Source organism: Idiomarina sp. Sol25, from assembly GCF_033052775.1.
GTDB lineage: Bacteria > Pseudomonadota > Gammaproteobacteria > Enterobacterales > Alteromonadaceae > Idiomarina.
In genome coordinates this window covers 297,125-320,052 of sequence record NZ_JAUPEW010000001.1, presented here as the reverse complement: position 1 = coordinate 320,052, position 22,928 = coordinate 297,125, and the positions used below count along the sequence as shown (strand labels likewise).

The window sequence follows — 22,928 nt, the reverse complement described above, 5'->3', positions numbered from 1 at the left end:
GTTGCATTCGTTCTAAGATTTTGTTCCACTAAAAAAGAATCTTGTCGGAGTGCCGGTTACTTTCTTGATTAAGTAACCGGCTGAGACCGCAATTGCGGGATCCGTTGAACCTGATCAGGCTAATACCTGCGAAGGGAACAAGAGAGCATCAGCATGACACAACCGTCGTTTCTGCGCTGGTGTTCCTTTCAACACTCCTGACAAGCATCTCTAACATCAACAAAATGAGAGAATGCTATGTCGACTGCACCATCGAATAACCGTTTAAACCGCCAACAGGCTGAATCCTTTTTATCGTCGTTATCCGGGCATTATTACCCTAATTCCAGCCGTGAATTTCTTTCAGGCAGTAACAAAGACATCCAGGTACCCTTTCGCCGCATTCATTTAAGCGAAACTTTGCACCAACCCACGCCGGGTGTGAAGTTACCACCGAACGATCCGGTGGATGTGTATGATACTTCCAGCGTTTACGGCGACCCGGAAGCTGCAATTGACGTGAACGAGGGTTTGAGAAAAATTCGTGAAAACTGGATCAAGCAACGTCATAGCGAGAACCAAGAAGACAATCACGGTATTACTCAACTGGCCTACGCCCGGCGCGGCATCGTTACGCCCGAAATGGAGTTCATAGCACTGCGTGAGAATATGGGGAGAGAGCACCTTGAAAACCCCATAACGCCGGAATTCGTGCGCGACGAAGTCGCCAGTGGACGCGCGATTATTCCCGTTAATACCCACCATCCCGAATCTGAACCGATGATTATTGGCCGCAACTTTTTAGTCAAAGTGAACGCCAACATTGGTAACTCCTCAGTCAGTTCGTCTATTGAAGAAGAAGTTGAAAAGCTGGTATGGGCCACGCGCTGGGGCGCTGATACCGTTATGGACTTGTCTACCGGGCGTAATATTCACCAAACCCGGGAATGGATCTTACGAAATAGCCCGGTCCCCATTGGTACGGTGCCTATCTACCAGGCATTAGAGCGCGTCAATGGAATTGCTGAGGATCTGAGCTGGCCCGTATTTAAAGACGTGCTGCTGGAACAGGCTGAGCAAGGGGTAGACTATTTTACGATTCACGCCGGCGTACTGCACGACTTCATTAAGCTAACCGCAAAACGAGTGACCGGCATTGTCTCCCGTGGCGGTTCGATTATGGCGAAATGGTGTATGGCGCATCAGCAGGAAAGCTTCCTTTACCAACACTTCCGGGACATCTGCAAAATTTGTGCGAAATATGACATATCACTGTCTTTAGGTGACGGCTTGCGCCCCGGTTCCATAGCAGATGCTAACGACGAAGCTCAGTTCGCCGAACTGAGAGTACTTGGCAAACTGACTCAAATTGCCTGGAAATACGATGTGCAGGTGATGATAGAAGGCCCCGGCCATGTGCCTATGCATAAAATTCAGGAGAACATGGATGAGCAGTTAAAATACTGCCACGGCGCGCCGTTTTATACCTTAGGGCCACTAACCACCGATATAGCCCCCGGTTACGACCACATTACCTCGGGTATTGGTGCTGCCATGATTGGCGCTTTTGGTTGTGCCATGCTCTGCTATGTTACCCCGAAAGAGCACTTAGGTCTTCCCAACAAGGAAGATGTCAAACAAGGGATGATCGCCTACAAAATAGCGGCTCATGCAGCCGATTTAGCCAAAGGGCACCCAGGCGCTCAGGCCCGGGATGACGCTATGTCAAAAGCCCGCTTCGAATTCCGCTGGGAGGATCAATTTAACTTGGCGTTGGACCCGGTTACCGCTCGCAGCTATCACGATGAAACACTGCCTCAGGATTCGAACAAAACTGCGCAGTTCTGCTCTATGTGCGGTCCTAAGTTCTGCTCCATGAAAATTTCTCATGAGGTGCGTCAATACAATCCGGACACTCGCATTGATGTAAAAGTAAAAGATGCGGCGACCGCAGGAGCAGAATAATGTCGGTACCTGTCGTATGGACTGTCGCTGGCTCTGACAGCGGCGGTGGCGCAGGCATTCAGGCGGACTTGCACACATTTCGCAGTCTGAATGTACATGGTTGCAGTGTCATAACCACAGTGACCGCTCAGAACTCTGTTGAAACCAATGGATTGTTCCCATTAGCTGCTGACGCCATTCGTCAGCAGCTGGAATGCCTGCAACAGGATATGGCCCCTGCCGCGATAAAAATTGGTTTGCTCAGTAATGTTCAACAGTTGCGGGCTGTGGCTGACTTTCTAAAACAGTGGCCTGATACCCTTCCCCGGCCTTTCGTGGTCTGGGATCCAGTGGTGGTCAGCACTCAGCAGGATCAGTTGTCTGAACTCAAACCAGAACACTGCGAGGAGTTATTCCCGCTGGTTGATATTATTACCCCGAATTTGGAAGAGCTCAGTTGGTTGAGTGGCTTGAGTGTTAACGATAAGAGTTCAATGTGTCGCGCTGCAAAACAACTTTTTCATGCTGGACTAACTCAGAGTCTTATCACTGGTACTGACTTTCGTAATGCAGGGAAAATATCTGATCATTACCTAACCCCCGAAGAGCATACTCAATACATTCAGCAAAAGTTGAAAACAAAACACAGCCACGGAACAGGTTGTACTTTGTCTTCTGCTATTGCGGCGGTATTAGCGCATGATTATCCATTTGAGGATGCCATTACGGTAGCTAATGCCTATGTGCATCAAGGCTTACTTCAAGCCAAAGGTATAGGCCGCGGACCCGGTCCGGTGGCTCATACACACTGGCCACAGAAAATTGAATATTTTCCAAAAATTGAAACGCCCGAGTTGCCCGATATCTATGGGGAATTCCCGAGGTTAAACCAACACCCAGGACTCTATCCCGTAGTAGATTCTTATGAGTGGATAGAAAAGCTCTTAAAACTGGGCATCAAGACACTGCAACTGCGTATTAAAGATGTAGATGACCCGCAGCTAGAAACCGCTATTAAAAGAAGTATTCAGCTGGCGAAGCAATATTCAGCACAGCTGTTCATTAATGACCACTGGCAACTCGCTATTGAACACAACGCTTATGGCGTGCATTTAGGTCAGGATGATTTAACTGAAGCTAACCTTCACGCTATTCAGCAAGCAGGTTTACGACTGGGCATTTCCACTCACAGCTACACCGAGTTATTGATAGCCCAAGCTTATAAGCCCTCTTACATCGCGTTAGGTCATATCTTTCCAACTCAGACCAAGGCTATGCCCTCTAAACCGCAAGGGCTGCAGCGATTACACCGTTATGCAGCGTTATTAGCGCCAACGACTATACCGACAGTTGCTATTGGTGGCATTTCTTTAGAACGCGTAGCTGCCGTGAAAGCTACCGGCGTTAACGGCATAGCGGTTGTTAGCGCGATTACTGCTGCAAGCGACGTCGAGCAGGCTGTTCGTCGGCTACAGAGAGAAATGGACGCTGAAGTTGAGACTACGCCAAAAATGGAGGTCGCTCATGCTAAATAACGAGCAACTTCTGCGCTACAGCAGTAACCTTCTGATGAAAGAAATAGGCGAAGTTGGACAACAGCGTTTGCTCAAAAGCCATGTTTTAATTATTGGTTTGGGTGGTCTGGGTTGCCCAGCGAGTCAGTATCTGGCGTCATCGGGCGTTGGGCAAATCACACTGGTCGATCATGACACCATTAGTCTCAGCAACCTACAGCGCCAAACACTCTATTCCAGCGATGATATTGGTTTGCCCAAGGCGCGGCAGGCTGGTCATTCTTTGTCGCGGTTAAACCCGGACATTCGTATAACAGCGCTTGAAGAAAAAGCCTCTGAAAGAAACCTGGACGTGCTCGTCGAGCAAGCCGATTTAGTCCTCGACTGCACCGACAATCGTGAGACCCGATACCTTATCAATCAAAGTTGCTACCGACTGAACACCCCGCTAATTTCTGCAGCTGCACGAGCTTTTAATGGACAACTCATTGCGCTTAACCCGGAGCAACCACACGGCTGTTATCAGTGCCTCTATCCCGACGATGTTACTGAACCTCTGAACTGCAGTAATGCCGGCATTGCAGGCCCTGTTGTCGGCATTATGGGGGCTAGTCAGGCACTGCAGGCAATTAATTATTTTACCGGGCATGAGCTTAACTGGGGTTACCTGCACACCTTCAACGGCTTATCGCAAAACTGGCAACAACTCTCTTTACCACAGGCCGCTTCGTGCCCTGTATGCGGAGGTAAAAATGCGCATTCAAGTTAATGACAAACATCTTGATATCACTGAAAAAACCAATTTATCGCAGCTATTATCTGCTCAGAATATTGATACCTCGGCCGTTGCCGTCGCCATGAACGGACAGATTATACATCGCGAGCAATGGCAACAGACTGAGCTTAAAGACAACGATACCATCACCCTTGTTCAGGCCGTTGCCGGAGGTTAACCATGCTGAGAATAGCCGATTGTGATTTTCATTCCCGCTTACTTATAGGTTCGGGCAAATACAGCAGCGCGGACATTATGCAGAAGTCTCTGGCTGCATCCGGTAGCGAGTTAGTGACGCTGGCGTTAAAGCGCGTTGAACTCGAACGCCCCACTGACGACATTGTCACGCCTATACAAAATTTAGGTTTACAGCTACTACCCAATACCTCCGGTGCAAAAACCGCACAGGACGCGATTTTTGCCGCCCGCCTTGCCCGTGAAGCTTTAGGTACCCATTGGCTTAAACTGGAAATACACCCCGACCCCAACTATTTGCTACCGGACCCGATAGAAACCCTAAAAGCCGCTGAAGCTTTGGTTAAAGAGGGTTTTACAGTATTGCCCTACTGCGGTGCTGATCCGGTATTGTGCAAACGCTTAGAGGAAGTTGGCTGCGCGGCGGTTATGCCGTTAGGCGCCCCCATAGGCTCAAACCAGGGCCTGTTAACACGGGATTTTCTGCGGATTATCATTGAACAGGCATCGGTACCGGTCATTGTCGATGCCGGCATTGGTGCGCCAAGCCACGCCGTGGAAGCCATGGAAATGGGAGCAGACGCCGTATTGGTCAATACCGCGATAGCTACTGCGAATGACCCTATCGCTATGTCAAAAGCCTTTCGCGATGCCGTTATTGTCGGGCGCCAGGCCTTTGAAGCAGGCTTAAGTCAGAATGTTTCGTTAAAAGCCACAGCGTCCAGTCCTTTAACGGAATTTCTGGAGTCGTTATGAGCTTTTACACTGTCTGGGAGCAAACCAGCTGGGATGATACCCGCCTGCAGCTTTACAGCAAAAATGCGGCTGACGTTGAAACCGCTTTAAGCAAGCAACATCTCAGTACCGGTGATTTCATGGCGTTACTGTCGCCGGCGGCAGAACCTTATCTGCCCCTTATGGCAGAGCGCTCGCAGCAACTGACCCGGCAACGCTTTGGTAATACCCTGCACCTGTTTATCCCGCTGTATTTATCGAACCTGTGTGCAAACGATTGCAGCTACTGCGGCTTTTCTATGAGTAACCGCTTAAAACGCAAAACCCTGTCGCCAGCTGAAATCGAGCAGGAATGTCAGGCCATAAAAGCCAAAGGTTTTGACACCCTGCTGATAGTGACTGGCGAGCATGAAACCAAGGTAGGTATTGATTATTTCCGTCAGGCGCTGCCTATTATCAAGCCCTATTTCAGCTATGTCATGTTTGAAGTACAACCATTGGCTACCCATGAGTACGCTGAATTACGAACGCTGGGTCTGGACGCGGTTATGGTGTATCAGGAAACTTATCAGGCCGCTACGTATGCTAAACACCACTTAAAAGGGAAAAAACGTGATTTCCGCTGGCGGCTTGAAACACCCGACCGCCTGGGCGAATCCGGTATCGATAAAATTGGCCTGGGCTCATTGATTGGACTGGAGGACTGGCGTGTCGACAGCACCTTTACCGCTCTGCATCTGGATTATCTGCGGCGACGTTACTGGCGCAGTCGCTACTCGCTGTCATTTCCACGGCTGCGTCCCTGTGCCGGAGGTGTCGATAACGCAAAGACAATTTCTGATAAACAACTGGTTCAATTAATTTGCGCGTACCGATTGCGGTTCCCGGATGTAGAACTCAGCCTTTCCACGCGCGAACAACAAGCGCTTCGTGATGGGTTATTCCGTTTAGGTGTGACTTCGGTTAGTGCGGAATCAAAAACTCAGCCCGGCGGTTACGCCAACGAGCAGCAAGAGCTCGAGCAGTTTTCGATAGACGACAACAGGCCAGTAAGTGAGGTGGCGCAGGCAATAAAAGCGAAAGGATTACAACCGGTATGGCAGGACTGGCTTAACGAGCTATCCGCAATGCCACCTGAAACTTTTTCCAGTCCAGAGTAGCCACCAGTAACAACTCACGCAGCGTTAAGGTGCGTGGGTTAATGCGCCCTTTATGATTCCACTGATGCCCACAGCTGGCCGCGGTCATAATGCGTTTGTTGGGTTTCAGTAAGGCGTCCTGGCTGTGTTCACCCTGTCCGGTAAAATCAAACCAACCACGGTAGTTGAGATGCAGGCGATTTTTCTCCTGATCAACGCGATCGATACTGTCCAGCATAATGGTCGTAAATTCAGGAGTTTGATAACGAACCGGAACCACCAGACCCAAAGCGGCATGTTTAGCAAACCATTGGCTCTGCGCTTCGGCAGATATACCGGCTGAAGGAACTTTTGTTGGCTGAGGAGCTTGCCAGCTGGCGTTCTGAACATCCAGCTTTAACGGCGAATACTGCACTGCATTGAGACAACCATGCGCAGCGTGACGAATATAGTGCGGAAGACTCGCTAAACGGCGTTGCAAAGCCGCAACCGGCATATCATTAACTTGTGCCAGTTGCGGTAATTCGCGTTCATACAGCGCTGAGCACAGCTCGGCAAAATCGCCCTGCTGTGCCAGCGGCTGAAAAATGTCCGCCTGTTGGTTAGCCAGCGTTGACTTCCTGTCGTCCGCGGTAAGGCGCTTGGCCATTCAAATCGCCCTCTATACGCAATAATTGGTTGTACTTAGCAACCCGGTCAGAGCGACACAGTGAGCCGGTTTTAATCTGACCCGCTGCGGTGCCTACTGCCAAATCCGCAATAGTAGCGTCTTCGGTTTCACCCGAACGGTGAGAAATAACCGCCGAGTAACCTGCTTCACGCGCCATCGCGATGGCTGCTAAGGTTTCTGTCAGGCTACCAATCTGATTAAATTTAATCAAAATTGAATTGGCAATCGACTTGTCGATGCCCTCTTTCAGAATACGTGTATTGGTCACAAACAGGTCATCGCCAACCAACTGAACTTTGCTGCCCAGCTTTTCAGTTAAGACTTTCCAGCCATCCCAGTCGCTTTCGTCCAGGCCGTCTTCGATAGAAATAATGGGGTAACGGTCGCAAAGCTCTGCCAGATAGTCAGCAAACTCTTCGGCGGTAAACGATTTCCCTTCACCAGACAATTCGTATTTACCATCACGGTAGAATTCAGATGCTGCGCAATCCAAAGCCAGCGTAATGTCGCTGCCCATTTTGTAGCCTGCGTTTTCCACCGCTTCAACAATCACCTGCAAAGCTTCTTCGTTCGACGCCAAGTTTGGTGCAAAACCACCTTCGTCACCAACCGCGGTGCTTAAGCCACGCTTCTGCAGAACCTTTTTCAGAGCATGGAATACTTCAGCGCCCATGCGCAGGCCTTCTTTGAAGCTTTCAGCGCCGACCGGCTGGATCATGAACTCCTGAATATCCACGTTGTTATCTGCATGTTCACCGCCGTTTAAGATGTTCATCATTGGCAGTGGCATGCTGTATTTACCGCTGGTGTTATTCAGGTTAGCAATGTGTTCGTAAAGCTCGATGCCTTTACTCAAAGCCGTCGCTTTCGCCACCGCCAGAGACACAGCCAGAATGGCGTTAGCACCCAGCTTTTCTTTATTATCGGTACCGTCGAGCTTTAGCATAATGTTGTCGACAGCTTCCTGGTTAATCGCATCAATACCATTTAAGCTTTCAGCAATAGCACCATTAATATTGGCAACCGCCGTTTCAACACCTTTACCTAAGTAACGCGATTTATCACCGTCGCGTAACTCCAGAGCTTCACGTGAACCGGTTGATGCGCCACTTGGTGCTGCAGCACGGCCCATGTGGCCAGACTCCAGGTAAACGTCGGCTTCAACCGTCGGGTTACCACGGGAATCCATAATTTCACGACCAACAACTTTAACAATCTTACTCATGCTTAAATCCTGTTTAATGCTTAATCATTAGCCGGGTTATTAACCCAAACGCTCTTTATGAAATTCACCAGCAGCTTCTATAAAGCCTTTAAATAACGGGTGCCCGTCACGCGGCGTTGAAGTAAATTCCGGGTGGAACTGTACTGCCACAAACCAGCGATGTTTCGGGTTTTCCAGAATCTCGACCAACTGTTTGTCATGCGAGTAACCGGTAATTTTTAAACCAGCTTTCTCCAGTGCCTCTACATAATGGTTGTTCACTTCGTAACGATGACGGTGGCGTTCTTCAATGGTCTCTTTACCGTACATTTTCAGCGCTTTAGAGCCCTTTTCTAAATGACATTCTTGTGAGCCAAGGCGCATGGTGCCACCCAGATCAGAATGCTTATCACGCAATTCTTTCTGGCCGCTGGCGTCCATCCATTCGGTGATAAGCCCCACTACCGGATCACTACAATTTTCATCAAATTCCGTGCTGTTAGCGCCAGCTAAACCGGCCACATTACGAGCGAATTCAATCATTGCGACTTGCATACCTAAACAAATGCCCAAATACGGAACATTGTTTTCACGAGCGTATTTCGCTGCAATTAATTTGCCTTCAATACCACGACCACCGAAGCCACCGGGAACCAGAATAGCGTCCACGTCTTCGAGCTTTGAGGTGCCTTTGGTTTCTAAATCTTGCGAGTCTATGTAACGAATGTTCACCGTTAAACGATTCTTAAGACCAGCGTGCGCCAAGGCTTCGTTAACTGACTTGTAAGCGTCCGGAAGTTCAACGTATTTACCGACAAAACCAACTGTGACTTCACCGTTCGGATTCGACTCCTGATAGAGAACCTCTTCCCACTCATGCAAGTCGGCTTCAGGACAGTCCAGACGGAAACGCTTGGTTACTATATCGTCCAGGCTCTGAGCCTTCAACATAGAAGGTATTTTGTAAATACTGTCGACGTCGCGCAGACCAATAACCGCGCGCTCTTCTACGTTGGTAAACAACGCAATTTTCGAGCGCTCAGTTGCCGGTAATGAACGATCTGAACGGCATATCAATATATCGGGTTGAATACCAATAGAACGCAGCTCTTTCACTGAGTGCTGTGTTGGCTTAGTTTTCACCTCACCCGCAGCGCCTAAGAATGGCACTAGGGTCAGGTGCATAAATAAGGTGTGGTCACGACCAATTTCCGTGCCCAATTGACGAATGGCTTCAAGGAAAGGTTGTGACTCAATGTCACCCACCGTGCCGCCAATTTCAATAATGGCAATGTCGAAGCCTTTACTGCCTTCAATAACACGACGCTTAATTTCGTTGGTAATATGAGGAATGACCTGAATGGTCGCTCCTAAAAACTCACCTTTACGCTCACGGCGTATAATGTCTTCATAGACACGGCCGGTGGTAAAGTTGTTGCTGCTGGTCATACGGGTGCGGATAAAGCGCTCGTAGTGACCAAGGTCAAGATCGGTTTCAGCTCCGTCTACGGTGACAAAAACTTCACCGTGCTGAATTGGACTCATGGTACCCGGATCTACGTTAATGTAGGGGTCCAGCTTCATGATAGTTACGTTAAGGCCCCGTGCTTCAAGAATTGCCGCCAGGGAGGCTGCAGCAATGCCTTTACCCAGCGAGGATACAACTCCGCCGGTTACGAAAATATAGTTTGTCGCCATGTGATACCTAGTTGGTCAGGTCAAATTTGGGATTGCATTCAGACGGGAAAGTAGTATACCGAAAGACGGCTCTAACAACAAATAAAAAGCACGCCACCTGTCTCCAGCAAAGCACTTTTGCTAGTATCGCGCCAGCTAAAACCTATCCAGCGATAGGTTAAGTCAGGAATATTGCTCAGTGCATTCTTCTGTTTCGGGCAGTTCTTCCCAACCGGATAATTTGCTTCGCTTTGCGCTAAAGCTGTAGTAACAAGCCAAAATAAGACCAAATGATAAGCCAGCCAATAGCGGCGCGCCAATAGCAGCTAATGCTGAAAGCCCGGTAGAGTTCCAGACAAGTAGCCACATAATTAAGCCCCAGCCAACAGCAAAAAAAGAACCTAAACTCAGAGCATTACGCATAAAGCTATTATAATGCGGCGGCCTTGTTTCTTTGCCTAACCACCACATAAACAATAAGAATGGTGGTTCATAGTTAGGCCTCCAAATTTTGGAGTTTTCAAGTTCGACCATTGCGGCCTGCTTTTTTGCTTCAAAAGACATTCAAACTTTCCTTTTCCAAAGTGCGATTGATGCCGCTATCGTAAAACCCAAAAACAGTGACTGCAGTTGCAACGCATAAGCCTCAGTGAAAATCGCTAAAATGTAATAAGCATAAGAATTGATAACAACATCCGAAAGCATCACCAGAAGACCTAGCGTTAATCCAGTGCGCAATCGATAAATCAGCAAGTAAACAATTAACAAATCGAGAACGCCAAGTAATGTCCAGTATACATTCATCCAGAGCGGAGCAAAATTATAAGGAAGAACACCAAAAGCGATATTATCGTAAAGATGAATCACTCCTCCTATTAGAAAACAGATACACAATATAAAAATTAAGATCTTGTTCACTATTCAGAGTCCTGTCCTAAAGTTAGAGTCCCCTAATCGAGATGAGCTTCTTTATCGCTAAACTCAAAAGGCCCTTTAGATTCGCTGCGAATCACTACGGTACCAGCTAATATATCGTGCCATGCCTGTTTTTTGTCACTGAATATTATCCAGAAAAAGCCTAAAAATATAGGTAGCGCCGAGGGAATGTAAGCAAAATAACGGCCGATGGCTTTCCCTATACTCAGGCTTCCTCCGGTATGCTCATCCACTACCCGTAAGTTCAATATCATTTTACCGGGTGTTCCTAAGAACTTAATCCAGAAAAAGATAGTCAGTATGGCCGGTATAACGTAGTTAATCAGTACGTCCCAGAAGCCGTATATCAGCTTTTCACCTTGCCAGTACTCCTGACCGTAGATAAATCCAACGGGTATTGAAAACAAAATCACCAGGATAACAACGTCAATGAACATCGCTGCAAAGCGAACCCGAAACCCAGCATACTTAGCGTATTCCTTTCTACCTTCCATTACCGCCCCTTTCCAATCCGTTTTTAATTATGGAAGCTTAATCATCAAACCGTTTTAGATAATGAAAAAGAACATATGTCCAAATAACAGCTGCGGGTATCAGACTAAAAGCAAGTTGAGAGTACATTTCAGAATTGCCGGTAAACTCAACCAGACTTATTGCCAACCCTAGCCCCACACCAAAAAGTAAACTTAGAACGGAAAATAAAATGGTAAAGGCTTTGCGGTCGAATTTAGTTTCGCTAGCAGCTAATGCCTTCGCGCCTGAGTTCATGGTATTTCCTTAATAATCGGAACTTATTGTTTTAATCATGTTAATAAAACCAAACTAACTTGTTAAGAGTGAATCAATAAAAAAGCGCGCTCAAAATGAACGCGCTTATTCGGAGGCATTAATAAAATTACATTTTCGCCTGTTTAAATCGATTTACCAAATAAAACAACGCGGGTAAGACGACCAATGTCAGAAGCGTTGATGAAATAATACCACCAATAACAACGGTGGCCAGAGGCCGTTGAACTTCCGCTCCTGTACCGGTATTAAACGCCATAGGAACAAAGCCCAAGCTCGCGACAAGAGCCGTCATTAACACCGGTCGAAGACGTTGTTGCGCGCCCTCAAATACAGCGTCTTTTAGCTGTAAGCCATCCCGGAGTAATTGCCGGATAAAAGACAGCATAACAACCCCGTTTAACACCGCGACGCCGGACAAAGCAATAAAACCGACCGCCGCAGAAATAGACAGAGGCATCCCTCGCAATGACAAAGCGAAAATTCCGCCAGTTAATGCCAAGGGCACGCCGGTAAAGATGATCAATGCGCTGCTTAAAGAACCGAAGGCACTATACAGCAGACCTAAAATAAGCAGCAGCGTCAAAGGAACCACCAGGCTTAAGCGCTGTGAAGCTGACTGCAACTGTTCAAAAGTGCCGCCATAGTCAATCCAGTAGCCCGTGGGCATATCCAGGTTTGTGTTTAAACTCTCTTGAACCGCATTAACGAATGAGCCCAAGTCGCGGTCAGTAACGTTGGCACTGACAATGACATTCCGTTTACCACTTTCCCGGTTAATTTGGTTAGGCCCATTAGCCAGGGTCAATTTAGCTACTTCACCTAACGGCACATACTGTAGCTCTGGGTTATTTGCCGCAGGCACATCCACCGGCAGCTGTTTCAATTTTTCAATGTTCTGCCGCCAGTCATTGTCCAGCCGAACCAATAATTTGAAACGTTTGTCGCCTTCATAAATAACCCCGGCCTGAATGCCGCCTACAGCGCTCTGCAGTGTACTTTGTACATCAGCGACCGTAAGCCCCAGCAACGCCAAATGGTCTCGCTTAGGCTCAACGGACAAGATAGGTAAGCCGGTCATTTGCTCAACGCGCACGCCGGAAGCCCCCGAAACCTCTCTGATAATAGCCGCTGCTGAGTCACCCAATTGTTTGAGTTGTTCAAGGTCGTCGCCGTATATACGTACGCCAAGATCAGCCCGCACGCCGGCAATCAACTCGTTAAACCGCATTTCTATCGGCTGGGTAAATTCGTACTTGTTACCGGGCAACTCTTGTACCGCCTTACGAATTTCACTGACCAGTTGCTCTTTGCTTTTATCCGGGTTGGGCCAGTCTTTGCGTTCCTTCAGCATAATAAAGGTATCAGCCACGCTCGGTGGCATCGGGTCCGTTGCGACATCCGGTGTACCAATTTTCGAGAATACCCGCTTCACTTCGGCAAAGTCAGCAACCACGGCTTCTACGTCTTTCTGCATATCGACCGACTGCTGCAAGCCCGTACCCGGAATTCGCAAGGCATGCATGGCAATGTCGCCTTCATCCAGTTGTGGTAAAAACTCCGTGCCCATACGGCTGGCCTGAAACAAAGAAACAGCGAACAAGCCGAAGCCGATAGCAATAACGAACACCGGAAGTTTTAGCGCACCTCTTAATACCGGTTGATATGCTTTACGAGCGCCCCGCATCACTTTGTTCTCGCCGTGCTTAATATTGCCACGGACAAAGATAGCGACAGCGGCAGGAACAAAAGTGACCGAGAAAATCAAGGCACCCAGCAGCGCTGCAACTACGGTGAAAGCCATAGGATGGAACATTTTTCCTTCCACACCGCTTAGCGCGAATATGGGCAGGTACACCAACATAATAATGAGGACACCGAATACCGCCGGGTTGAATACCTCACGCGTACTTTTCATGACCTCAACCAGACGTTCCTGAGTTCTTAACACTCTTCCTAACCGCTGTTGCGCATTACCCAGTCGTCGCAGAGCATTTTCCACTACAATAACGGCCCCATCGACAATAATGCCAAAGTCTATCGCGCCCAGACTCATCAAGTTGCCGGACACTTTATTCGTGACCATTCCGGTAATAGCAAACAGCATACTAAGTGGAATAACGCATGCGGTGATCAAGGCAGCCCGTATATTGCCGAGCAAGATAAACAGAACCACAATAACCAAAACCGCGCCTTCGAAAAGGTTCTTCTCAACCGTGGCAATGGTTTTATCCACTAAGGTAGTACGATTATAAATAGGCTCAGCAACCACGCCTTCTGGTAAGCTTTGTTGCACTTGTTCCAGCTTTTCAGACACCGCTTGTGCCACTATGCGACTGTTCTCACCAATCAGCATCATGGCGGTGCCCAGAACCACTTCTTCCTGATTAGATGTAGCTGCACCGGTGCGCAGCTGTTCACCCAGTTTGACTTCAGCGACATGGCGCACCCGAACCGGCGCATCGTCCCGCTTTGATACCACCACATTGCCAATGTCTTCCAGAGACTTTAGCTGACCCGGCGAGCGCACCAGCCACTGTTCCCCGTTCTTTTCTATATATCCGGCGCCGGCGTTTCGGTTGTTCAAGTCCAGAGCTTTGAGTAAGTCCTTCATGGTCACTTTGTAAGCCAGCATACGCCCCGGTTGAGGTGCAACCTGGTATTGCTTTTCATAGCCGCCAACACTGTTTATTTCGGTAACCCCAGGCACTTTTACCAACTGCGGTTTAATGATCCAGTCCTGTATGGTGCGCAGGGTTTCCGCAGTGTAAGGGTTACCCTCTGCGTCGGTTGCCCCGGGTTTTGCTCTGACAACGTAATTAAAGATTTCGCCCAAACCGGAGGCTATGGGTCCCATTGCAGGTTCAACGCCTTGCGGCAGCTCCCCCCTAACCTGCTGCAACCGCTCGCTGATTTGTTGCCGGGCCCAGTAAATGTCAGTGCCTTCTTCAAATACCACCGTCACCTGAGACAAGCCATAACGAGAAATTGAGCGGGTATAATCCAGCTTCGGAATACCCGCCATAGCCGTTTCTACCGGGTAAGTGATACGTTGTTCTGTTTCCAGCGGTGAGTAACCCGATGCTTCGGTATTTACCTGTACCTGTACATTGGTAATGTCCGGCACCGCGTCAATTGGCAGCTTCATGGTGCTATACACACCAACAGCCGCAATCAAAAAGGTCGCAGCCACCACTAACCAGCGGCGTTCAACCGCAAAGCGAATGAGTGCATCAATCATGATAGTCCCCCTAGTGGCTGTGCCCTGCACCCTGTTTGAGAATGTCAGCCTTAATCAAATAACTGTTGCCAATGACATACTCTGCGCCTGGCTGAAGCCCCGAAAGAACCTCGACGTAGTCACCCGATTTGCGCCCTGTTTTAATCTCACTGGCTTCAAACCGGTTGCCGTTGCGGATAAAAACTACGGTTTCTCCGTTCAAGGTCTGAATGGCATCGGACTCAACCGCGATATCGGCAGTAAAGGTGTCGGTTGTGACATCCGCTTTAACGTGCATTCCCGGGCGCCAATGTCCTGACTTATTGGGCAATACCACGCGTGCCCGGGCTATGTGCCCGCCGGTCATCTGAGGTGCAATGTAAGATACTGTACCGCTTACCGTTTTATGGTGGTGCAAGTCGTATAACTCGGCGCTTTGACCTTCCTGCATTGCTTCCACGTTTTCGGGAAACGCCGACAACTCTACCCAAACTGAAGCGGTATTAATTACCTGAAATAAAGGTTGCTGATCAACCAATTCACCAACATTGGTAAAACGTTCAGAAACCTGGCCACTAATCGGACTGACCACATTAAACTTGGTACCTGTACTGACGTTTTCTACTACAGCAAGTACCTCGCCCTTTTTAACCAAGTCACCGATATTGGCATTAAGCGAACTCACAATGCCTTTATAGCGGGCGCTAATATGCGCAATATTGTTATTTTCCGGCGCAATTACGCCGAATACGGTTTGAGTCACAGCCATGCGTTGGGAGCTAACTTGTCCCATAGTCAGGTCGGCGTTCTCTATGGCTTTATCGCTCAGTTCAGTATGGAACTTTTCATGGTGGTCATCTTCCGACGCCCAGGTTTGTTGGGTGTAAGTACAGACAGCTAACAAAGCAGCTGTTAGAAAGTAAGTTGATAGTTTCACTGCTGTTCTCCTAAAAATGCTTGTCCGGTCATACGTTCCAGCTGAATGACATCGCTGTATATGGCGTGCTCCCGCGAAACTCTTTGATACTCGAGCTGAGCTAGCTCATTCTGCGCATCCAGCACCTGCAATAGCGAATGCGTACCGCGCGCATAGCCCTGGTTCGTTTGTTCGACCAGTTGCTGTGCCAGTGGCAATAGTGTGTCTTTCACTTTTTGTCGGTAGTTTTGGTGGGTTTGCAGGCTGTTTATTAGCGCCAGTGCCAGCGACCGCAACTGAGTTCGCACCAGCTTTTGCTGCTGCAGGTTCGATTGATGCAACACCCGACGCTGCTGAATACGCCCAATATTAGGATCTTGCAGCTGCAATGGCATCGACGCCTCAACCACAAAACCGGTATCATCCGACTGATTGTTGTAACGCACGCCAAATCCCAGACTTAAGTCAGAGGTGGAGTCTGCTTCCAACGCCTTTGCCTGAGCCTGCAATAAGCGCTCGGAATCTAACAGGCGTAAATATTCAGGTGCCTTATTTACTGCATTTAGAACGTCGGCCTGTTCCGGCAAATTTAAGGGGAAATAAAAAGTGCCCGAAACTTGGTTAAAGTTCGGCTGCTCAGCCCACATTGCGCTGAGCTTTGCCTGCGCTTTAGCCAACTGGCCTTTCAGTTCCTCTATATCAGCCCCTTGGCTCTCGCGCTGAAGTTGGATACGGGTTACCTCAGAGTTTGGAACCGCGCCAGCATTTGCCCGCTCCTGTGCTGTTTCTAACAGACTCTCCGTACGATGTAGCTGCTGCTTGCTAAGGCTAATAAGCTCCTGCAACTTGAGTACCTGGTAAAAGCGTTGTGTTGTTTGTGCCAGTACCTCAATGCGTTGGTATTCAAACTCGGCCTGTTGCACTTTTTCTTCGGCTGTTGCCGCATTAATGCGCTGCTGGCGTTTTTCTCCTAACTCAATGACCTGAGAGAAGGACAACGTCATCTGCGCATTATCCAAACCGGAGCTTTCACCAGAGCCAGCAAAGTTTTCAACTTCCAGTCCAATTCTCGGGTTAGGTGAAAACCCAGCCTGCAGAGTCAGAGCCTCGGCGGCCTGCTGTTGATAGTCGTACTTTTGTAAATCGGGGTTACTCTTCAGCGTGCGGTTTAATGCATCACTTAAAGTTAAATCTGACGCGGCAGCACTAACCGGAAATACCAATATGGCACCCAGAAAGACCACCACGAAGCTTAAACGCTTCATGTTTTATCTCCAATTGTTCGCTATTTAAAAATGACGGTAGAAATGGAGATTAATCGTTTGGTGGGGGAACCGGCGGTTGGTGGGCTAAACCCTTATCAAAAATCACAGCGGTAGGCTGAGCTTCGGTAATAACGGGACAAGCAGAGACACTAATACCGTAACCAGTAATGCAGCTCACGTGCGCATGAAACTGGTGCTCGTGACCCTGCTCAAGATCTAAAGATGAAGAATTCGGGCTATGTTCTAAACCATGGTTGACATCAAAAACAACATCCACACTGCTGTGGCTTGCGTCTTCCATATGGCCAACCGCGGACGCACAGGTAAAAAAGCTGTGTATCAGGATGACTGTAATGAGTAACCATGGGATTTTCATGCCCGCTACTTTATCGAACTTAAGCCGAAAACGCTAATGGTGGGGTAATAATTAGAATCAATTGACCTAAAGACGTTGCATTAAAATTCAAAAGTTAATTCATTACTGTTTCATCTACACTTGCGAAATTTAACCACCGCGTATGTACTATAGTTGAAATGCAATTTTCAAATAGGAGTACGTTATGTCTATACAAAATAAAGTAGCTTTAGTGACTGGAGCCGCTCAGGGTATTGGACGGGCTATAGCTTTGCGATTGGCAAAAGATGGTGCAGACATTGCCATTGTTGATCTAAACGAAGACAAAATGAATGAAGTCTCCCGGGAAGTAGAAGCATTAAACCGGAAGGCAACGACATTCAAAGCTGATGTAAGTGATCGTGAGCAAGTTTACGCAGCCATTGACCATGCCGAAAAAACACTAGGTGGTTTCGACATCATGGTTAACAACGCCGGTATTGCACAAGTTCAGGCAATTGCAGATGTCACTCCGGAAGAATTGGATAAAATTCAGAAAATTAATGTTGATGGCACCCTTTGGGGCATTCAGGCAGCAGCGAAGAAGTTTATTGAGCGCGAACAAAAAGGCAAGATTATAAATGCCTCTTCCATAGCCGGTCATAATGGATTTGCATTATTAGGTGTGTACTCTTCCACTAAATTCGCCGTGCGCGCTTTAACTCAAGCCGCAGCTCTGGAATATGCAAGTCAGGGTATTACGGTAAACGCATACTGCCCCGGAGTTGTTGGCACCGATATGTGGGTTGAAATTGACAAACGTTTTACTGAACTGACTGACGCGTCTGAAGGCGAAACATACGAAAAGTATGTTGATGGGATTGCCCTTGGCCGGGCGCAAACACCAGAAGACGTAGCAAGCTTTGTATCCTACCTGGCGGGTCCGGACTCTGATTACATGACCGGTCAAGCGCCGTTAATTGATGGTGGTATCGTTTTTCGTTAATTCGGAAGCCTTATTTACATCCTGATAGATAACGAAACCACGATAATTGCTGGTGTTTATTTCAATGCACCAGCTTAGTTCCCGAATGAAGCAGCCCCCAAGGGCTAAGTTATTCACTGCAAGAAGCAAAACGCATCAACGTAAGTAACTAAGGCTTGCATGCCAAATTATTGATTCAGATCAAGCTATTTGACGGAACAAAGGAACACAATAAGAGAATATAAATTCACTGACAGAAAAGGCTAATGCCATGAGCAGTACTTTTTATATTCCAGCAGTCAATATTATCGGCGAGAACGCCCTTAAAGATGCGGCCACGCAAATGGATAACTATGGCTTTAAACAAGCCTTGGTAGTTACCGATCCAGGCATGACCAAACTGGGCGTTACTGAAGAAATCAAAGCCCTGCTAAAAGAGCATGGAATAGGCAGCCTAGTTTACGATGGCGTACAACCCAACCCGACTGTGACAAACGTTAAAGCCGGGTTAGATGTTCTGCAGAAGCATCAGTGCGATTGTGTTATTTCACTAGGTGGAGGTTCAGCTCACGACTGCGCCAAGGGCATAGCACTGGTTGCCACTAATGGCGGACATATTAGCGACTATGAAGGCGTTGATGTCTCGAAAAAGCCACAACTGCCACTCATTAGTATTAATACCACCGCAGGCACTGCGTCTGAAATGACCCGCTTCTGCATTATTACCGACCCGGAACGCCATATTAAAATGGCAATTGTCGACCAAAATGTGACCCCCATCCTGTCGGTTAACGATCCGGGATTAATGGTCGGTATGCCTGCCAGCTTGACTGCAGCAACGGGCATGGATGCTCTGACCCATGCCGTTGAAGCCTATGTATCCACCGATGCTACACCCATTACCGATGCCTGTGCCATAAAAGCCATAGAGATTATCCGGGACAATCTGCACGAAGCGGTTCATAACGGAACGAATATGGAAGCTCGTGAGCAAATGGCTTACGCACAGTTTCTGGCGGGTATGGCGTTTAACAATGCATCTCTGGGTTATGTACATGCCATGGCCCACCAACTTGGCGGATTCTACGATTTACCGCACGGTGTCTGTAACGCGGTTTTATTGCCTCATGTGCAACGCTACAACAGTCAGGTTGTCGCACCGCGCCTGAAAGACATTGGTAAAGCGCTGGGCGCAGACGTACAGGGATTAACAGACAAAGAAGGTGCTGACGCTGCTATTGCCGCCATTGTCCAACTGTCTCAGAGCGTTAATATTCCGGCTGGTCTGGAAGAACTGGGGGCAAAAGAAGAGGACTTTAGTACACTAGCAGACAATGCGATGAAAGACGCTTGTGGCCTGACTAATCCAATTCAACCCAGTCACGAAGACGTTGTTGCTATTTTTAAAGCGGCTTTTTAACCGGAATCTTTTACGCTTAGCCGCTCAACGTCGAGTATCGCTAAAGATTTTTACAGTGCGTTCAATACATCCTATCCCCGCAGCTACATTAATGTAGCTGCGAAAAAATGAGTATATGCCCAATAGTAGCCTTCACATCGATAGACATAATTTGATTCTCTCCCCCTTGCTCGTACGTGAATAAAAGCTTGCTCTACTGTCACCAATCCCGGCACAATCAATCAAGATAATTAATTGATAAACTGCTTCCAATACTTGATCTGAATGCTTGGGAACACGCTACTATTTAAGGTGTCGGAGTAAACGTGCAGACTAGCTGCAGTATTTTAAGCGAACCACTGGTTAGAAGTTACCAGGCGTTTTGAGGAACATTAATGAAGGTAATGGAATTATTTCAATCAGATTGGCGGTTTGGAAGCAAGCTGCTTGCTTGGTGCGCCTTATTTTTAGGTGTGGGCTATGGTCTGTATCAGCTCATTCTGCTCATGCAGTCTCAAGACAATGTACGCTATGCGTTTTATGCCGGAGCAGTAGCTGCCGCTGCCACGGCTTTGGGGACTCTTCCAGCCCTATTCTCACGTGGTCTCTCCGGCCGCTTACACGCTGCAATGCTAGGCTTTGGTGGTGGTGTCATGCTGGCCGCCAGTATTTTTTCTCTCATTGTGCCGGCATTAGATCTGTTTCAAGTAGCAGAGCAAATAGCCTGGCAGGGCCCACTCAAAGTAGCTGCCGCTATTCTCCTGGGCTCTTTTTTGATGATGGCTCTGGAGCGCAGTGTACCACATGAGCACTTTATTAAAGGTACTGAAGGCCATCAGGCACTGATATTGAAACGCAGTTGGTTATTTGTCATTGCTATTATCTTGCACAATATACCCGAAGGACTGGCAATTGGCGTCGCGTACGCTGGCGAAGATACTGTTGGAGCTTCAACTCTGGCAACTGGTATTTCTGTACAAGACATACCGGAAGGTTTTGTCGTAGCCATGGCCTTACTGGCCGCTGGGTACAGCCGCAAACTTTCCATTGGCGTCGGAATGTTATCCGGTTTGGTGGAGCCGTTGATGGCAATTATCGGAGCCATAGCGTTAAGCAATTCCGCCGTTTTACCTTGGGGTCTTGCAATGGCAGCCGGTGCGATGCTGTTTGTTATCAGCCATGAAATGATCCCAGAGTCTCACAAGCAAGGCCACGAAATGTCTGCAACGAATGGTCTGATGCTGGGTTTTGTGCTGATGTTTGTACTCGATACCGCTTTGGGTAGTTAGCGCTCAGCTTAAATTAACGCGTCTTAAAACAGACAAATTCTTCTCAACTTGTTCGCTAACGGGGGCTATTTCAGGGTTACTTGAATGGGTGTTCTCAATCAGTAATACGCTTCCAGTTAAGGTACTTCTCATGGGCTAATGCAAGCATTGGCAAGTCTTCTGCTGTATCGCCGTAGGCATAAATGGTTTTAAAGTCGATCAAATTTACTTTTCGTTTAATGGCAATGACTTTATTCTCCAGGCTGCAGTCACCTGACACATAACGTCCTGTTAATTTATTATTCTTTGTTTCCAGTTCGCTGCATACCCACTTAATACCTTGTGAACGGCACCAGCGGGAAAGATAAAGGTCTAAAGAGGCCGACACCACATAGACTTCGTCTCCTTGCGCTTTGTGCCATTCAATTTTTTTAAGGGCTTCGGCTCTGATAACATTGGGTAGATATTGCTCGGAGAAGCTACGGGCTAACCTCGTAATGTCAGCCACGGAGCGATTCCAGAACACGATTTTAGATAATAGCGGCCTAGTCTTTGACGGTTTAAGCAGCCTTAGTTTATACAGTGCAATAAACGGGGACGCTAATAGCAGCGTCATTATCAATCGGCGTTTAGGCGTAACGTAAAACAGGAACTGAGTATAAGTATCCTGCTCTGTTATTGATCCGTCAAAATCAAAAAGCGCTAAATTCATTAGAGCTCGTAATTAACGGGCTTTATCACAATTAGGAACCGCATTGATATTGCGCTGAACGTCGGTATCTAATTTAGTGACGTCCATATCCTCAAGAAACAAGAAAAAGTCTTCGTCGTCTTGAGTCTTTAAATAAATATCCAACTCTGAATTACTCCATGAAAAGTTATCATCACGGCAGGCAGAGACTAGTCTCACGTTCATACTGCCCGCTCCTCCTTTTTCATTGTTTTCGCGGCAGTCTTTTACCATCTGTTGCCCTTCAGCCATTGTTTGCGCATCTTCTTTTGACAAAGGTATTTTACACAAGTAACTGACCATTGCTGTGCAGCAAAGTTTCAAAACTTGATTAAGTCATCCGTTTTTCAAGTAAAACAGGGAATGATGAGTAGGAAAAGGGAGAGGCATACCCTCGGGCGGGAAGAGGCGTAAGAGTGAGCGGCCTGAATATCCAGGCCGCTCACTCAGCCGTATTTACGCGCGAGGGTTTGCCGTTATTTCCGCTTAGCGACTTGCCATAGAGATTCTAACTCTTCAAGGTTGCAGTCGGTTGGTTGCTTGCCTTGCTGACTTAAACTTTGCTCAATGTGCTGAAAGCGGCTTTTGAATTTTTCATTGGCGCGTTGCAGCGCGGCTTCGGGGTTCACTTGTTTGTGGCGGGCGAGGTTAACTACGGCAAACAATAAGTCGCCAATTTCTTCTTCGATATGGTCCTGGTCGGTGGCTTCTTTTACTTCCTGAATTTCTTCGTCAACTTTGGCGTAAACAGGCTCAGCTTCGGTCCAATCAAAGCCCACTGACGCGGCACGCTTTTGCAGTTTGGCAGCTTTTAAAATACTGGGCAGTTGACTGGGTATGTCGTCAAACACAGAGCCTTTGGCATCTTTCTTTGTCCGCTCCTGCTGTTTTATCTGTTCCCACTGGGCTTTAATTTCAGCGTCAGACAGATTGCGCTCAGCATCGGTGCCGAATACATGCGGGTGGCGACTTATCAATTTTTCAGCGGTATGTGCAGCGATGTCGTCCAGCTCAAATTGCTGCTCTTCGCGCGCTAACTGAGCATAGAACACTACCTGAAACAGTAAATCGCCCAGCTCATCTTTTATCGACTGCCAGTTACCCGACTGAATGGCATCTACCACTTCGTAGGTTTCCTCTATGGTGTAAGGAATTAACGAGGTCATGTTCTGCTTTAAATCCCAGGGGCAGCCGCTTTCTGGGTTGCGTAGCTGAGTCATAACCTGTTGCAGTTGTTGCATGCCTTTCACTGAGGTA

At 47.9% G+C, this 22,928-nt stretch carries 23 protein-coding genes and 1 riboswitch; of the genes, 9 read left to right on the top strand and 14 right to left on the bottom strand.

The window, feature by feature from the left end:
• Positions 1-35 precede the first annotated feature (35 nt).
• Positions 36-154: riboswitch (TPP riboswitch) on the top strand.
• An 83-nt stretch (positions 155-237) separates the two neighbouring features.
• From thiC to thiH, 6 genes are read left to right on the top strand one after another with little or no spacing between them, the layout of a single operon-like run.
• A complete protein-coding gene (gene thiC / locus Q5L94_RS01530; RefSeq protein ID WP_317496737.1) occupies positions 238-1,944 on the top strand; it encodes a phosphomethylpyrimidine synthase ThiC in 1,707 nt (568 codons plus the stop codon).
• Positions 1,944-3,458: a thiamine phosphate synthase gene (gene thiE / locus Q5L94_RS01525; RefSeq protein ID WP_317496736.1), complete on the top strand. Its 1,515-nt coding sequence runs from the start codon at positions 1,944-1,946 to the stop codon at positions 3,456-3,458. The genes thiC and thiE overlap by 1 nt, the downstream gene beginning before the upstream one ends.
• Positions 3,448-4,206 (top strand): HesA/MoeB/ThiF family protein, encoded by a 759-nt coding sequence (locus Q5L94_RS01520; RefSeq protein WP_317496735.1) that lies wholly within the window; start codon positions 3,448-3,450, stop codon positions 4,204-4,206. Before thiE ends, Q5L94_RS01520 begins: the two co-directional genes overlap by 11 nt.
• Positions 4,190-4,390: a sulfur carrier protein ThiS gene (gene thiS / locus Q5L94_RS01515; protein ID WP_317496734.1), complete on the top strand. Its 201-nt coding sequence runs from the start codon at positions 4,190-4,192 to the stop codon at positions 4,388-4,390. Before Q5L94_RS01520 ends, thiS begins: the two co-directional genes overlap by 17 nt.
• 2 nt (positions 4,391-4,392) lie before the next feature.
• Positions 4,393-5,163: a thiazole synthase gene (locus Q5L94_RS01510; RefSeq protein WP_317496733.1), complete on the top strand. Its 771-nt coding sequence runs from the start codon at positions 4,393-4,395 to the stop codon at positions 5,161-5,163.
• The gene (gene thiH, locus Q5L94_RS01505) at positions 5,160-6,302 is read left to right on the top strand and encodes a 2-iminoacetate synthase ThiH (protein ID WP_317496732.1); all 1,143 of its coding nucleotides are present in this window, start codon (positions 5,160-5,162) and stop codon (positions 6,300-6,302) included. Before Q5L94_RS01510 ends, thiH begins: the two co-directional genes overlap by 4 nt.
• Here thiH and Q5L94_RS01500 read toward each other — a convergent pair.
• From Q5L94_RS01500 to Q5L94_RS01450, 11 genes are all read right to left on the bottom strand, one after another.
• On the bottom strand, positions 6,253-6,930 hold the full coding sequence (locus Q5L94_RS01500; protein ID WP_317496731.1) for a hypothetical protein: 678 nt from the start codon (positions 6,928-6,930) through the stop codon (positions 6,253-6,255). The two genes, thiH and Q5L94_RS01500, sit on opposite strands and share 50 nt — an antisense overlap.
• The gene (eno, locus tag Q5L94_RS01495; RefSeq protein WP_317496730.1) at positions 6,884-8,176 is read right to left on the bottom strand and encodes a phosphopyruvate hydratase; all 1,293 of its coding nucleotides are present in this window, start codon (positions 8,174-8,176) and stop codon (positions 6,884-6,886) included. Before eno ends, Q5L94_RS01500 begins: the two co-directional genes overlap by 47 nt.
• Before the next feature lie 39 nt (positions 8,177-8,215).
• The gene (locus tag Q5L94_RS01490) at positions 8,216-9,853 is read right to left on the bottom strand and encodes a CTP synthase (RefSeq protein ID WP_317496729.1); all 1,638 of its coding nucleotides are present in this window, start codon (positions 9,851-9,853) and stop codon (positions 8,216-8,218) included.
• A gap of 162 nt (positions 9,854-10,015) precedes the next feature.
• On the bottom strand, positions 10,016-10,396 hold the full coding sequence (locus Q5L94_RS01485) for a DUF6404 family protein (RefSeq protein WP_317496728.1): 381 nt from the start codon (positions 10,394-10,396) through the stop codon (positions 10,016-10,018).
• Positions 10,397-10,750, bottom strand: a complete 354-nt coding sequence (locus Q5L94_RS01480; protein WP_317496727.1) for a hypothetical protein — start codon at positions 10,748-10,750, stop codon at positions 10,397-10,399.
• Between the two features lie 32 nt (positions 10,751-10,782).
• Positions 10,783-11,262 (bottom strand): RDD family protein, encoded by a 480-nt coding sequence (locus tag Q5L94_RS01475; protein ID WP_317496726.1) that lies wholly within the window; start codon positions 11,260-11,262, stop codon positions 10,783-10,785.
• Between the two features lie 37 nt (positions 11,263-11,299).
• Positions 11,300-11,536 (bottom strand): hypothetical protein, encoded by a 237-nt coding sequence (locus tag Q5L94_RS01470; protein ID WP_317496725.1) that lies wholly within the window; start codon positions 11,534-11,536, stop codon positions 11,300-11,302.
• 127 nt (positions 11,537-11,663) lie between these two features.
• Positions 11,664-14,795: a CusA/CzcA family heavy metal efflux RND transporter gene (locus tag Q5L94_RS01465; RefSeq protein ID WP_317496724.1), complete on the bottom strand. Its 3,132-nt coding sequence runs from the start codon at positions 14,793-14,795 to the stop codon at positions 11,664-11,666.
• Between the two features lie 10 nt (positions 14,796-14,805).
• Positions 14,806-15,711, bottom strand: coding sequence for an efflux RND transporter periplasmic adaptor subunit (locus tag Q5L94_RS01460; protein WP_317496723.1), 906 nt, complete (start codon positions 15,709-15,711; stop codon positions 14,806-14,808).
• Positions 15,708-16,955 (bottom strand): TolC family protein, encoded by a 1,248-nt coding sequence (locus Q5L94_RS01455; RefSeq protein ID WP_317496722.1) that lies wholly within the window; start codon positions 16,953-16,955, stop codon positions 15,708-15,710. The genes Q5L94_RS01460 and Q5L94_RS01455 overlap by 4 nt, the downstream gene beginning before the upstream one ends.
• A 49-nt stretch (positions 16,956-17,004) precedes the next feature.
• On the bottom strand, positions 17,005-17,331 hold the full coding sequence (locus tag Q5L94_RS01450; protein ID WP_317496721.1) for a hypothetical protein: 327 nt from the start codon (positions 17,329-17,331) through the stop codon (positions 17,005-17,007).
• Positions 17,332-17,515: 184 nt separating this feature from the next.
• On the opposite strand from Q5L94_RS01450, the gene Q5L94_RS01445 reads away from it, so the two are divergent.
• The 3 genes from Q5L94_RS01445 (at position 17,516) to Q5L94_RS01435 (ending at position 20,962) form a co-directional block, all read left to right on the top strand.
• Positions 17,516-18,295: an acetoin reductase gene (locus Q5L94_RS01445; protein ID WP_317496720.1), complete on the top strand. Its 780-nt coding sequence runs from the start codon at positions 17,516-17,518 to the stop codon at positions 18,293-18,295.
• Between the two features lie 250 nt (positions 18,296-18,545).
• Positions 18,546-19,694 (top strand): L-threonine dehydrogenase, encoded by a 1,149-nt coding sequence (gene yiaY, locus Q5L94_RS01440; RefSeq protein ID WP_317496719.1) that lies wholly within the window; start codon positions 18,546-18,548, stop codon positions 19,692-19,694.
• A gap of 383 nt (positions 19,695-20,077) precedes the next feature.
• Positions 20,078-20,962, top strand: a complete 885-nt coding sequence (locus Q5L94_RS01435; RefSeq protein ID WP_317496718.1) for a ZIP family metal transporter — start codon at positions 20,078-20,080, stop codon at positions 20,960-20,962.
• A gap of 94 nt (positions 20,963-21,056) precedes the next feature.
• Here the strand turns inward: Q5L94_RS01435 and Q5L94_RS01430 are convergent, their stop codons facing one another.
• The 3 genes from Q5L94_RS01430 to mazG form a co-directional block, all read right to left on the bottom strand.
• A complete protein-coding gene (locus tag Q5L94_RS01430; RefSeq protein WP_317496717.1) occupies positions 21,057-21,653 on the bottom strand; it encodes an HAD family hydrolase in 597 nt (198 codons plus the stop codon).
• Positions 21,654-21,665: 12 nt separating this feature from the next.
• Positions 21,666-21,857: a hypothetical protein gene (locus Q5L94_RS01425; RefSeq protein ID WP_317496716.1), complete on the bottom strand. Its 192-nt coding sequence runs from the start codon at positions 21,855-21,857 to the stop codon at positions 21,666-21,668.
• Positions 21,858-22,147: 290 nt separating this feature from the next.
• On the bottom strand, positions 22,148-22,921 hold the full coding sequence (mazG, locus tag Q5L94_RS01420) for a nucleoside triphosphate pyrophosphohydrolase (protein ID WP_317496715.1): 774 nt from the start codon (positions 22,919-22,921) through the stop codon (positions 22,148-22,150).
• Positions 22,922-22,928: the final 7 nt, after the last annotated feature.